General features: G+C 64.3%; 12 protein-coding genes. 5 read left to right on the top strand and 7 right to left on the bottom strand.

The window, feature by feature from the left end:
• Window positions 1–88: 88 nt before the first annotated feature.
• Window positions 89–319 carry a hypothetical protein gene (locus tag F0P96_RS14135; protein ID WP_151079558.1) on the top strand — a complete coding sequence of 77 codons (231 nt, stop codon included), beginning with the start codon at window positions 89–91 and terminating at the stop codon, window positions 317–319.
• Window positions 320–484: 165 nt separating this feature from the next.
• The gene (locus tag F0P96_RS14140) at window positions 485–697 is read left to right on the top strand and encodes a hypothetical protein (RefSeq protein WP_151079559.1); all 213 of its coding nucleotides are present in this window, start codon (window positions 485–487) and stop codon (window positions 695–697) included.
• A 12-nt stretch (window positions 698–709) separates the two neighbouring features.
• Here F0P96_RS14140 and F0P96_RS14145 read toward each other — a convergent pair whose 3' ends face one another.
• From F0P96_RS14145 to F0P96_RS14165, 5 genes are all read right to left on the bottom strand, one after another.
• Window positions 710–2,521 carry a hypothetical protein gene (locus tag F0P96_RS14145; protein WP_151079560.1) on the bottom strand — a complete coding sequence of 604 codons (1,812 nt, stop codon included), beginning with the start codon at window positions 2,519–2,521 and terminating at the stop codon, window positions 710–712.
• Entirely contained in the window at window positions 2,518–4,713 is a 2,196-nt protein-coding gene (locus tag F0P96_RS14150; RefSeq protein WP_151079561.1) for a hypothetical protein, read from the bottom strand. The genes F0P96_RS14145 and F0P96_RS14150 overlap by 4 nt, the downstream gene beginning before the upstream one ends.
• Window positions 4,710–6,239, bottom strand: a complete 1,530-nt coding sequence (locus F0P96_RS14155) for a BatA domain-containing protein (RefSeq protein WP_160620310.1) — start codon at window positions 6,237–6,239, stop codon at window positions 4,710–4,712. The genes F0P96_RS14150 and F0P96_RS14155 overlap by 4 nt, the downstream gene beginning before the upstream one ends.
• A 74-nt stretch (window positions 6,240–6,313) precedes the next feature.
• Window positions 6,314–7,207, bottom strand: coding sequence for a DUF58 domain-containing protein (locus F0P96_RS14160; protein ID WP_235917476.1), 894 nt, complete (start codon window positions 7,205–7,207; stop codon window positions 6,314–6,316).
• Window positions 7,208–7,413: 206 nt separating this feature from the next.
• Entirely contained in the window at window positions 7,414–8,394 is a 981-nt protein-coding gene (locus F0P96_RS14165; RefSeq protein WP_151079564.1) for an AAA family ATPase, read from the bottom strand.
• A 251-nt stretch (window positions 8,395–8,645) separates the two neighbouring features.
• Here F0P96_RS14165 and F0P96_RS14170 point away from each other — a divergent pair, with 251 nt between their 5' ends.
• The gene (locus F0P96_RS14170) at window positions 8,646–9,068 is read left to right on the top strand and encodes a hypothetical protein (RefSeq protein ID WP_151079565.1); all 423 of its coding nucleotides are present in this window, start codon (window positions 8,646–8,648) and stop codon (window positions 9,066–9,068) included.
• 9 nt (window positions 9,069–9,077) lie between these two features.
• On the opposite strand, the gene F0P96_RS14175 is transcribed toward F0P96_RS14170, so the two are convergent.
• On the bottom strand, window positions 9,078–9,701 hold the full coding sequence (locus F0P96_RS14175; RefSeq protein WP_151079566.1) for a DUF4159 domain-containing protein: 624 nt from the start codon (window positions 9,699–9,701) through the stop codon (window positions 9,078–9,080).
• 231 nt (window positions 9,702–9,932) lie between these two features.
• Between F0P96_RS14175 and F0P96_RS14180 the strand changes: the two genes are divergently transcribed.
• Complete coding sequence (locus F0P96_RS14180) at window positions 9,933–10,568, top strand: porin family protein (protein ID WP_151079567.1); 636 nt, start codon at window positions 9,933–9,935, stop codon at window positions 10,566–10,568.
• A gap of 86 nt (window positions 10,569–10,654) precedes the next feature.
• Entirely contained in the window at window positions 10,655–11,296 is a 642-nt protein-coding gene (locus tag F0P96_RS14185) for a porin family protein (protein ID WP_151079568.1), read from the top strand.
• A gap of 89 nt (window positions 11,297–11,385) precedes the next feature.
• Here F0P96_RS14185 and F0P96_RS14190 read toward each other — a convergent pair whose 3' ends face one another.
• Window positions 11,386–12,711, bottom strand: coding sequence for a TldD/PmbA family protein (locus tag F0P96_RS14190; RefSeq protein WP_151079569.1), 1,326 nt, complete (start codon window positions 12,709–12,711; stop codon window positions 11,386–11,388).
• Between the last annotated feature and the right edge of the window lie 11 nt (window positions 12,712–12,722).

Raw genomic sequence — 12,722 nt, forward strand, 5'->3', positions numbered from 1 at the left:
AAGTTTTTTTTCTCCGGTCGGGTTACCTCTGCCAAATGCTGGTATGAAGGGCGTTTTTCAGACCAACTTTTTCAAACTTACTACCGAAATGAAGAACCTCCTGAAGGTTGCCGCCCTGTTCGCCGTTGTTAGCCTGAGCGCCTGCGAGTCGAAGCCCGCTGAAACCACCGAGGCTACCTCGACCGAAACCTCGACCGTAGAAACCACCGCTCCCGTAGCTGGCGACACGGCTGCTGTTGTTTCGACCGACACGACGGCCGCTGCTGCTACCACGACGACCACGACGACGACCGAGACCGAGAAAATGAAAGAAGAATAGTGTGGACGGCTGGCCCAGCGCCAGCTGTTTCGCTCTTCGCCACCCGAGTGGTTGCCACGGCAGCCGTTCGGGTGGTTTTTGTTTTTACCACGAGGCAACTCCCAGGGTATTTCGTATCGTATTATAAAATACTGAAAAAATCCTGTACTTTGTTGCCCCACCCATATGCCGCCGCTCCACTACGTGTCGAATTCTGATCTAATCACGGACAGTGCCGCCCCTTCTTCGGCGGATTTATTGGCTACAGAAGCCTCCTCGCTGGTGTCGGCAGGCCAAATTTCAGCCAAAGCGCTGGACAAAGGCCTGCAGATTGGAAGCTACACGGTGGGAGAACAGCCCGATACGCTGTTGAATGGCCACCCCGATATCCGCTATTAGTACCAAGCAGATTTAAAATTTTTCCTCCAGCCACAAAAACGCGGCGCCCAGCAGGAAAATAGTGAAGAACCAAACGCCAGCCAGGGGCTTATCCCCAGTTCGGCCAGGGGTGGATGTGGTGGAAGTTGGATAATATGCACGTTGCTCGACAGCAGCGGCTTGCTCGCTAACGGTTGGGCCAATCCATTCGGCGGCCGCGAATACGTAGAACGAAGCAGGCTCTGCGCCCGGCGTTATTGCTTTGTGCCAGCCCGGCTGTTTGGGCCAGAAGGCAGCGCTGAAAACCGGCAACGCAGAAGAGAATTGCCGCAGCCCTAGGCTCGTGTGCGTACCGAACGGACCTTCAATTCTGGCCAACGAACTGGGAAGACCGTTGCCGCTAAAATGCAGCTGTAGTAGGAAATGCGGATGCGGCCACGCGCTGAACTGCCACGAGCTTTGGGTACCGAGTGGCCGTGCCGCCGCTTTCAGCAGCAGGCGCCAGTAGTCATCGTAGGTGGCGGTGTTGCCCGCCAGCAGCCATTGATAGGTGTTGCTGGGCGTGGCAACTACAGTGGTGCCCCAGGTGGCGCGGTACGAAGCCGCAACCCACTCGTTGCGGGCACTTTGGGCAAGCGGTACCAGCAATGATCCAGTGAGCGTAGCCGGTACGGCTGCTTGGGCCTTGATGGTTGACCATCTTATCGGCTCCACTGTTTCGGTGGCAAGGGCTGGCCGGGCCCGTACCCCGAAAACTGCCCGTTGTGGAAATCCTTTGGGCAAGGCGCTGCCGCTGGCCAGCAACACCATGCCCAGGCCTTGGTCTACGCTTTGGGAAAGGGCACGGGTTTCGGCCGCGCCGAGAGTTGCCCAAACACTTTCATCAGCTACAACCGCGTCGTAACGCGAGAGGAGGGGGGGCGTGAGCGGGCGGAGCGACTGAGCCGGGAGGTTTAGAAAATCGGTTTGCTGCAAGCTGCGCGCAAGCGTGAGGCGTTGCGCAACCGCGTGGCCGTTGGCTGCCAGCCGGTTTTTAAGCAGGTTCAATTCGAAGGAAGGCCCGCCGGCCAGCAGCAGCACACGCAGGTGCCGAACGGCTTCTACCACCGTTGGTACCGGCTCGTGGGCTATCAGTTGGCGGTTTTGGCGCGCTTCCAGTTGCAGCACTTGCGGGCCCGTGGCCCGGAGGCGCGCCTGCAGTGTGAAGGATGCGTTGCCAGCAGGAAGGCGTAGGGAGTCCTGCACTACGCCGGCGGACCGCAGGTAGAGCAAAGTGGGGTTGGCATTGGCAGACACAAAGCGGCCTTCCACCCGCAGCACGTCGCCGAGGGGCAAAGTGGGCGCCCAACTGGCGTGGCGAAAGCCGCGTGCGGGCCACTGCGGATGCGCAATTAGCTTTATTTCCGGCGGTGCCAACCCCACATCGGCAGCCGGCAAACCGTGCCCCAACACATGCAGTTGCCGGATTTGCGGGTGCTGTGTGCGCAGCGCGTAGAGGCCGGTTAGGCGGGTGGAGTCGGCGCTAACATGCCCGGGCGTGTAGCGCAGCACCGGTACGGCGGCACCCAGGCGGCGCTGCCAGAAGCGCAGGGAATCGGCTGGCGTGCCATCGGTAACCAGAATTGCTGCTTGGGTTTCCTGTTCGGATGTTGGGACAGATGGCGGAAACACGCTTAGCCACAGAGCAACTGGCAGTAGCACGGATACCAGCACGCGCACAATTCGTCGGCGGCCATCGGGGCGGCGCAGGGCTTGCGCCACGAGCAGAATGCCCAGCAGCCCGCACACCAAACCTGTGGCGAAGAATAGCGGGGACTGCTCCAGAAAGGTGAAAAACGGACTCAACGGCGTAGCTCGGTAAAGTAGCGGCGGGCCAGCGGGTTTGGGGCCGGGCGAGTAGGTGCTGCCGGGGGTACAGGCAGCAGCCGATGCAGGCCTTGCTCCACGGCCGACACTTGTGCTGCGGTAGGCGGCTGATGAAGGCGTACCCGCTGCATGAGTTGGCGCCACGCCCGCAAGGCCGGCAGCATGGTGCCGGGTTGGCGCACGGCCGCTTCTCCCAGCGCTAAACCCGCCGCTTGCAGCATTGCGGTTTCACGCGGCCCAGCCGGCGTTCCGGCCGGAAGTTGGCGCAGCGCGGTCAGGGCAGCGCGCAATTCGGTGTGCGTGGTGGGCAGCGCGCGTTGGGCTTGATGCGGGGTAAGGGCTGCTGCGGTTACGTCGCCGGTCAGGCGCTTTTCGGCTTCGGGCAACGGCGGCAGATCCACGCCCGACTTGCGCACGTAGGCGCGGGTTTGCTGCTGCACTTCTTTAAGGAGGCGCAGGGCGCGGTACTCATACGGCAACGCCAAGCGCGGCTCGGCCAAGCGCAGCTGCAACTCAGCATCCCACATCTGGCTGAGGACGGCGCGCAGCTTGGCTTTTACCTGGGGTTCCAGGAAATCGGCCGTTTCTTCGTCGTCGTGGCGGTGAATGTAGGGCTCGGTCAACGATTCGGCCGTGGGCAGCCCGGCTTCGGTAGCCGGCTCGGCGCCGTGGTCGTGGTCGTCGGCTCCGTGTTCATCAGCCTCTTCTGCCACGGGCGGGCGAGGGGCCGTTTCGCCCTGTTCGTACTCCTCACCCAAAAACTTGCCGTAGCGCAGGCGTAGCACTTTCTGGTCTTCGCCAATGCTGTTGGCCCGCTGCTGAAACTCGAGGGCCGGAAGCTTGCCGCGCTCTTTCAGCAGCTTTTCGGTATCGATGATAATCTGGCGCTGACTGCGGAAATACACCGGTACCGGATTGACACCCAAGGCCATGCTGGCCAAGTCACCGGTGGCAGCAGTGTCCTCCCACTGCACCAGGTGCGCGTCGGTGCGGGTGCGGTGGCCAGCATTGTCCCAGGCTTCGGCATACACATACAGCTCGTCGCCGAAGGTGAGGCCGAGAGCGGGCAGGCGGAGGGTAGCCGTGGCGGTGGCCGTGCGAGGCCGCTGCCGCACGAAGGCGCTCAGGTCGGTAGTGGTTTCGCCAAACTTCACGGCTTCGCCCGAGCCCTGCGCGGTAGTGAGTACCAGCCGGGCGCGGGCCAGGCCGTAATCGTCGCGCAACTGCAGGCGCACCGCCACTTCGGGCACCCGCCGGACGCCGATAAGCGTGTACGGCGCCGGCGCCAGCAGGCGAAGCTCGGGGCTGCGGTCGGGCATTACTTCCACGGCATAGTCGTCGGAAAGCAGCCCGGCGAAGCGGATGTTATACAAGGCCGAAGTCGTAAAGCGGTATTGCACGGCATACTCCAGCGGGACGTTCGGCACCGGGCGAAACGCCAGCCGCTGTCCGCCGGCGAGCAGCAGCTCCGGCACCTTTTTAGCCGAACGGCTCGTGCGTACCCGCCAGCGCACCACCGACCCCTGCGGACACCGGAACGAAGGCGACGCGGCGGCATAGGCGGCCAACCGGGTATAGGCCGGCGGCACAATTTGTACGGTTGTCTCGACGATGCGGGGAGCGGCAGGCGCTGGGTTGCTGGGGGCATCCGGAAAGCGCAGCGCCACCAAGGGCGCGTTTTGCCGCCTTTGGGGAGCAGTGGGCCAGTACGCTACTGCTACGGCCGCAGCCAGCAGCAGTGCCGCCGCCAGCATCCGCGGCTTCCACGGCACGGACAAGGCTTCTTCGACCGGCAACGTCAGCAGGCGTTCGGCCACGCGCTGCCGCTGTAGCTCCGGTAGCAGGCCCGGGGTGGCCGTTAGCAACAGCCCCGTGCTGTCTTCCAGCGCCGGGAAGTACCGGTCGAAGCGTTGGGCGGCGGCGGCGGGCCCAAACCGGCGAAGCTGCCGCAGCCACCACGCCAAGCCCACCAAGGCCACGGCCGCCAACAGCCCGGCCGCGCTCCACAGAAACGGGCCGCGCTGCACCACTGCCAGCAGCAAGGCCACGGTGCCCACTACCACCAGCAGCACCGATGCCAGCTGTTGCCAACGGTACCGGCGCAGTGCCGCCATCAGCCGCTGGTGTGCGGCTGTGTCGGTAGTAGTTGCAGGTGAGCTGGTAGTTATCATGGATGTACTGCCGTGGTAGGACGGCGAGCTACGAGACGTTCAATACAGAATAACAGGCCCGTCAGCAGGGCTAACCAAGGACCCAATTCCCAGCTACGACCTGCGGGGCGTAGCTCGTCGGTGGCTACCAAGCCTTTCAGCTGACCAGGGTCGAGGGCGCGCAAATCGGGTCCGGTGGTGGTATCTGGGGAGAGCAGCTGGAGAAGGGCGGCAGGCAGTTGCCCGTCGGTGGCAAGGCTGCTCCAGGCGGGGTGAAACCGGGTGCCCAGTCGGTACCTTCCGCCCTGGCCCACCGGCTGATAACTAAGGACTGCCGTGCCAGTCCCCGTAGCCCAGCGTACCAAGCCGGTAGGCACAGGCACCGAGCGTCGCAACTGAAACGTGAATCCGGTTTCGGTGCGGGCGCTGGTTTCGGTGGGGGTACCGGGGCCACGAGCATCCGTTAACAGGCGTAAGCCCTGGCGAAGACGGCCGTTCCAAGCCGGGGAGGGCGACCCATCGGCCAGCCAAAACAACCAATCCAGCGAGTCGGCAGCAGCGGGAGGAGCCGTAGCCAGCCGAACTCGGAAGGGTACCGGCGCTGCCGCCGACGCTGCGCGCAATGCCGCTGCCGCGTACCGGGCGTCGGCGGCGCGGCTGCGGGCGTCGTAATACACCAGCACTTGCAGCGGTACTTGCACCGGCACCAGACGCGGCATATCGGGGGCACTGGTCGAAGTAGAGTCGAGCTGTACAGCAAACCCGGCATTGGGGACCGTAACCAAGTGCAAGGACGGTAGTCCGGGTACCGACTTAGCAGCGGCGTCGGCTGCGGGCCAGCGTTGGTGGTAGCGCCGGAGCACGGTGTTGCCGCCGCGTATAGCCGCCACCGTCAGCACCAGCGAATCGGCGGTGGAGCGCACGGCGCTGTGCAGCCACGCGGCCGAGTCGGGCACGGCGGGCAACAGTTGCCAGCGCAGCCGGGCAGGCAATGCGGGGCGGGTGCCGCGAAAATGCTGCTGGCTGTTGTCGCTGATAATCCGCAAGGGGCTGGCCGGAAATTGCATAGCGGCCTGCATAGCAAGGGGCCAATAGGCCGTGTGGGCGCCGGAGCTTTGTTGCAGGCGGGTCGGCCCCGGCTTGGCAAAAGCGGAGTCGGGCAGCAGGGGCAGGCCGGGGCGAAACAAGCGAAACTCGGCCGAGGCGCGGCGTAGCGAATCGAGGCTGGGCTGGAGGGCGCGCAGCAGGTCGGGGCGCAACACCTCGGGGCTCAGCAGCACCTGCGGCCGGGCAGGCCGAGGCGGCTGGCGCCAGTGCGGACCCGCCACAGCCAGCGCCAGCAGGGCCAGCAGGGCCAAGCGCAAGAGTAGCAGTGGTAACTGGCTCAGCTGCAGCCGACTGACCCGTTGCTGCGTGCCCGGCGTCAGCCAGCGGAGCGCACCGACGGGCACCACCTGGCCGGGCCGCCGGTTCCAGAGGTGAATGGCCACGGGCACCAGCAAGCCCAGCAGGGCCCACAAAGCGGCAGGGTTGGCGAAGGCGAGCAATGGGTGGAACAGTAGAAATCGAACGGGGAACAGACGCGCCGCCGGGGCCGGGGCTGCCTCTGCCAGGAAAGGTACTACGCCGATGCGCGTGCTGGGCCGCGCAATACGGTCCGCAAAGCCTGGGCCGGCGGCTCGTCGGTGAAGAGGCGGTGGTAGTAAAGGCCGAAGCCGCGCACGGTTTGCTCGGTTTGGCGCAGCCAGCTCTGCAGCTGCGCTTGGTAGGCGGCGCGCTGGGTGGCATCGAACTGCAGGCGTTGGCCGGTTTCGAGGTCTTCGAGCTGGGCCGTGGTGGGGTAATCGAGGTCGTATTCGTTGCGGGCCAGCAGGTGCAGCACCAGCACTTCGCCCCCGGCAGCCCGCAACTGGCGCAGCAGCTGGGTGAGGGGCGTAACGGGCTGGTCGGCAGTGCTCAGGTCGTACAGGTCGCCTACTACTACCGTAACCGAGGCGCCGCGGCGGGCCAATAGGGGCGCTACCGTGCCTGCGGCCGGGAAGGTGCCGGTAGCCGAGAGTTGCCGCAGGGCGTGGTAGAGGCGGGGCAGCTGGCTGGCATCGGCCGAGGGTGGCACCGACTGCAGGCCCGCTTGATGCAGGGCCGAAAAGCCGACGGCGTCGCCCTGGCGGTGGGCTACGTAGGCGAGGCTGGCCAGCAGCAGGCGGGCGTACTGAAGCTTGGTAAGGCCGGCGGCGTCGGGGTGGTTCATGGAGGCGCTGGCGTCAAGCAGCAGGCGCACGGTGAGGCGCGTGTCCACGTCCGATTCGCGCAGGTAGTAGCGGTCGGAGCGGGCAGCCAGGCGCCAGTCGAGGCGGCGCAGGTCGTCGCCGGGCTGGTAGGGACGGTACTGACTGAATTCCAGGCCTGCGCCGCGCCGTCGGCTGGGGTGCAGGCCCGCCTGCGCGCCCTCGGCAATGAGCCGGGCCACTAGAGCAAGGTCGTTGAGCGCGTGCAGGTCGGCGGGGGAGAGCAACGGGAAAGGAATGAAACGGTGAAGTGGCGCGGCATGGGCCGGCCGGTGGCGGAGCTATTCGCCAGCTGCCTAATGGGGAATCGGCACGGGCCGACGTCGGTTGGCTGCAGGCTGGATCTAATGAGGAACCGGCTGCCACCGATGAGGAACCGGCTGAACCGCATTAGGAGCTGACTGTTGTGATTTTGGAAAGCCAGCAGGCGGCTTTAGGGAGTAGGGAAATGCTGGAGCAGCGCCCGAACCGCATCGTCGGTAGTCAATTGGTCGGCTTCGGCCTGGAAGTTCAGCAGCACGCGGTGGCGCAATACCGGGGCGGCGAGGGTGCGCACGTCGTCGAGGGTGGCGGCGAAGCGGCCGTGGAGCAGGGCGCGGGCTTTGGCGCAGAGCACCAGGGCCTGCCCGGCGCGCGGGCCGGCACCCCAGCGGCCGTAGTCCTGCACAAACTTCACGGGGCTGCCCTGGGGCCGCGTGGCGCGCACCAAGCGGGTGATGTAGCCCAGCAGCTCGGGGCTGATGTTGACCTCGCGCACCAGCTGGCGCAGCTCACGCAGCTCTTCGGCCCCGATGACGGGCTGGGGCTGGCCGTGGGCGGTGCCGGTGGTGTTCTGCAGAATGGCCAGTTCTTCGGCCTCGGAGGGGTAGCCGATGCGCACGTAGAGCAGGAACCGGTCGAGCTGGGCTTCGGGCAGCGGGTAGGTGCCGGCCTGCTCGATGGGGTTTTGGGTGGCCAGCAGGAAGAACGGGTCGGGCAGCGGGTGCGTCTGGCCGGCGTAGGTCACCTCAAACTCCTGCATGACTTCGAGCAGGGCAGCCTGGGTTTTGGGCGGCGTGCGGTTGATTTCGTCGGCCAGCACGAGGTTGGCGAAGATGGGGCCGCGCACAAACTCGAAGCTGCGCTTGCCGGTGGCGTGGTCTTCTTCCAGCACCTCGGTGCCCAGAATGTCGGTGGGCATCAGGTCGGGGGTAAACTGGATGCGGCGGAACGAAAGGTCGGTGGCGGCGGCCAGGGTGCGCACGAGCAGGGTTTTGGCCAGGCCGGGCACGCCTTCGAGCAGGGCGTGGCCGCCGGCGAGCAGGGCCACCAGCACTTCGTCGAGCACTTCGGCCTGGCCCACGATGACCTTGCCGATTTCCTGGCGGAGAAGGGGCAGTTTGGAAAGCAGGCGGTGGAGTTCGGGTTCGGTCATGGGGGAGAATGGAGCTGAGCGAGCTGGCGGCCAGGAGGCAGTAACAGCCAGTCGTGTCGCAAACTACTACGTGCGGTGCAACCAGCGGCTTTGGGTACGGACTGGGCAAGGACGGTGCTGCCGTCGGCCCGTTGCTTGGCCGCCGGCAACATGCCATTACGCGCCGAAACGTACTGGCGACGCTCGGTGCAACGGCGCAACTGGAGAAGTGTGTTTATTGGCGCATCCTTCCGCCCAATTCCTATTGCAGTATGCAAGAGCTTTCCCCCGAATACCTGGCCGAAATAGCCCGGCAAATGAGTGCTATCAGCGCGTTTCTGGGCGGCTTCGCGGCTGCGTTTCTGGGTACGCTGCTCACGCAAAGCACCCCGCGTCGCGTAGTCAGTTGGGCCGTAGCCAGCGCGGCCGTGGCATCAGTGGGCTTCATCATCACCGTCATTGCCATGACCAAGCTGGTGGTTGTATTGCATCCGCAGGCACCGGCCAACGTGTCGAAGAGCGGCGTGCTGGGCGCCCGGGCCACGGGGTTGCTGTGCTTTATGCTGGGAATCTATGCCCTCATGGCTAGCATCGGCCTCAGCGGCTGGCTGCGCTCCAGGCGCATGGGCATCATTACGTCGGTGCTAGCCGGGGCCGGTGCGCTGCTCATCACCCTAACCCTGGCCGAACTGTAGGTTGCCGCGTCAGGCCGTGAGGGCGTACAGCAGGATGTTGACCCCAAACTTGGTGTTGTCTTCGGCCAAAAAGCGCTTGTTGCGGAAGTCGTAGTCCCACTCGCAGCCGTAGTCCTTATTGGAATACAGCACCCCAATGCGGCCGTTGATTTCGACGGCTTTCAGGTAGTCGTGCACCAGGTCGTCGCCCCAGCCGTTGAGTTCGAAGCCGGTGGCGGGCGGGCCGTCCTTGAACTTAAAGAACTGCGTGTAGATGGCGTGTGAGTTGGGCAGCTTCTTCAAGGCTTTCGGGCCGAAGCACTGGCGCATCTGCTCCTCGAAGGAGCGCGCAAAAAGGCCGTCGATGTCGTGGTTGCAGTCGTCGACGAACACGAAGCCGCCGTTGCGCACGTACTGGGTAAAGTTCTTTTTTTCCTGGGCCGAAAACTGCACCAGCCGGTGCCCGGAGAGGTAGCAGAACGGGTAGTTGAACAGCTCGGGCGACTCCAGGGCCACCACTTTTTCCTTGGTATTCACCCGCACGGTGGTGTACTCGATGAGCGAATGAAGCAGGTTGGCGGGCATGCGTTCGTCCACGGCGTCCCAGTCGCCGGACCGGTAGCTGAGGCGCACGAAGGTGAAAGGGGAGGGCATCGGCAGGCAAATAACGGGCAAGAGACAACCAAATCGGGCAAAGGTGGCAAGCGCAATACGGGCGCGGCCACTGACGTATAAGGTTTGGGCGAGGGCGACGCGACGCGGGCCAGCCAGAAACCGTTGCTAGGCTCGGCTGGTACCGGAAACGCCCCAACAGTCCAGCCGTGGCGCCGCCGGGCGCGTAGTATCCTTTGCTTTACTTTCTCCATTCTGCCTTTCCTTCGCGCAATGAAACGAGTTTTTTGCCTTCTACTGCTCACGGGCCTCCTCGGGCTGGGGCAGCGCGCCCAGGCGCAATTCGGCGTAAAAGCGGGCCTGAACGCGGCCGTGCTCGACGCCCAGCGCATCGACCTGCGCACCGATTACCAGTATTCCTTCCACGGCGGCGTGTTCTACACCTACAACCTATTCGGCCCCATTTCGCTGCGGCCCGAGGTACTGTATTCGCTGCAGGGCTCCGAGTTCAAGAACGCCGAGCAGGATTTCACCACCAAGCTGCACTACGTCAACATTCCGCTGCTGCTCGATGTGCGCATCAGCCGGCTGCACCTGCAGGGCGGGCCGCAGTTTGGCGTGCTGGTGCAGGCCGAGGAAGACGGCACCAAGCTCACCGGCTACGACGTGAACGGGGCCGAAGAATACGGCTCCGTCAGCGACCAGATAACCGACCAGTACAAGCGCAGCGACTTCAGCTTGTGTGCCGGCGCCGAGCTGGAACTAGCCGCCGGCCTGCGCGTGGGCGGCCGCTTCACCTCCGGCCTGAGCGAAATCAGCGACTTCAAGGACATCCGTTCCGGCAACGACCCGCGCCTGAAAAACCGCGTCGTTCAGGCCTATCTGGCGTTTCAGCTAGGCGGCAAGTAGGCAAGCGAAACCGCCGGCACCCCCAATGATGTGATTGTGCTCCGGCCCGTGCTTGCCGACCTTTGGGCAATTCTTCTCTCTTGCCGATGAAACGCTTTTTGTTGCTCCTCTTTGTTCTGGCGCTGGCCATTCCTGTGGCCTCTCATGCGCAGCATTTCGGCCTGAAAGGCGGGGCCAACGCCGCCGTGCTCGACGGCGACAAGCTCACGACCGAAACCGAGTACCGCATCAGCTACCACGCGGGCGTGTTCTACAACTACAACATCATCGGGCCGCTCACGGTGCGGCCCGAACTGCTGTACTCCCTGCAAGGCGGCGACTTTAAATCGGCGCAGGAAGACTTCGAAACCAAGCTGCACTACCTCAATTTGCCGGTGCTGCTCGATGTAAAGGTGGGCCCGGTGCACCTGCAAGCCGGGCCGCAGTTTGGCCTGCTGCTCACGGCCAAGGAAACCGGCACGTTGCTCACCGGCTACAACCCCGTGAACGGGCAGGCGCAGTACAGCAACGTGAACCGGCAGGTAACCGACCAATACAAAAAGCAGGATTTCAGCCTCTGCGCGGGGCTGGAGCTGGATTTGGGCGAAACCCTCGCCGTGGGCGGCCGCTTCAACGCGGGCCTGAGCGACGTCAGCGACTTCGACCAAGTGCGCAGCGCCAACGACCCGCAGCTAAAAAACCGCGTGATTCAGGCCTACGCCGCGCTTAAGTTCGGCGGCGGGCGGTAACAGCGTAAATTGAGCTAGAAAGCCCAACGGCGAACCGTAGCAGCTACGGTTCGCCGTTGGGCTTTATTAGTCAGCGTTTCGAACGGAAATTACACCGCGTCGGAGAGGCTGGTGAAGGTGAAGTCGCGGATTTTGAGCGGCGGAATCAGGTTGCCGCCGAGGCGTTGCGGCCGGCCGATAGCCTCCACGTTGTTGAGCATGATGATGGGCGACTCGTTGAAGCGCATGTTTTTGATGGGGTGCTTGATCTTGCCGTTCTCGATGTAGAACGTGCCGTCGCGCGTCAGGCCCGTCAGCAGCAGGCTTTGCGGGTCCACGTCGCGGATGTACCACAGGCGCGTCACCAGAATACCTTTTTTGGTGCTCTTGATCATGTCCTGCACCGACTGCGTGCCGCCTTCCATGATGAAGCCGCTGGGGAAAGCCGTGGGGGCGCGCTTGTTTTTGTCGGCCCAGAAACGCGAGTAGTACACGTTTTTCACCACGCCTTTCTCAATCCAGGTCATCTTTTTCACCGGCAGCCCGTCGCCGTCGAACACGTCGCCGGGGGCCTGGGTGTTAAGCGGGTCGGAGTAGATGGTTACGCGTTCGTCGAAGAGCTTTTCGCCGAGGCGGTTGCCGCCGCCTTTCTTGCTCAGGAACGAGCGACCCTCGTCGGCTTCGCGGGCATCGAGGGCGTACATGAGGCGGTTGAACATGCCCTCGTCGGACACCAGCGCGGCGGGCTCCAGAATGACGGTGTACTTGCCCGGCTCAATGGCCTTGGCGCCGAGCGAACCGGCGGCTTTGTCGGCCGCCACCTTGGTCAGCGCCTTGGCGTCGAGCTGAGCCACGTCGGTGTAGTCGGCCACGGCGTAGCCCGAGCCGGCCCCATCGGGCGTGCGCACCGTCACCGAAAAATCGACGGTGGTGGATTGCTGAAAGGCTTCGAGGCCCTTCGAGTTGCGCATGGCCGTGAAGCGGGTACCGTCTTCGAGGTAGCCGGCAGCCGTGAGCTTGCGCCCCTCACAATGGGCAATGCTGTCGGCAGCCATGCGGGCGCGCAAATCGGGCGAAATGGCGGCCGTGGCCGGCGCAAACGTGGCCGGCGAGAGGTACTGCTGCGGGCCGAGCAAAGGCATGTACTCCGGGTCTTCGGGGGCGAGGCGCGCAATTTCCTCGGCCCGCTGCACGCAGCGGCGCAGCGTTTCGTCGTCGAACTGGTTGCAGGTGGCCACGCCGGAGCGCTTGCCAAAGCGCGACTGCACCACGAGGGAAACGTTGTCGGAGCCGCCGGCGGTGCTCACGGCGTTGCGGGCGTAGCGCACGTTGCCGCGGGTGCGCCCGTTCAGCGCCGCCTCGCATTCGTCGGCCTTGCTGAAGCTCAGAACTTTCTTAAGAATGGCCTGCGCTTCGTCGCGGGATAAAAGTGCCATAGGGGAAGAAG

Origin of the sequence: Hymenobacter busanensis, assembly GCF_008727865.1 — a bacterium.
In the GTDB taxonomy this organism is placed as follows: domain Bacteria; phylum Bacteroidota; class Bacteroidia; order Cytophagales; family Hymenobacteraceae; genus Solirubrum; species Solirubrum busanense.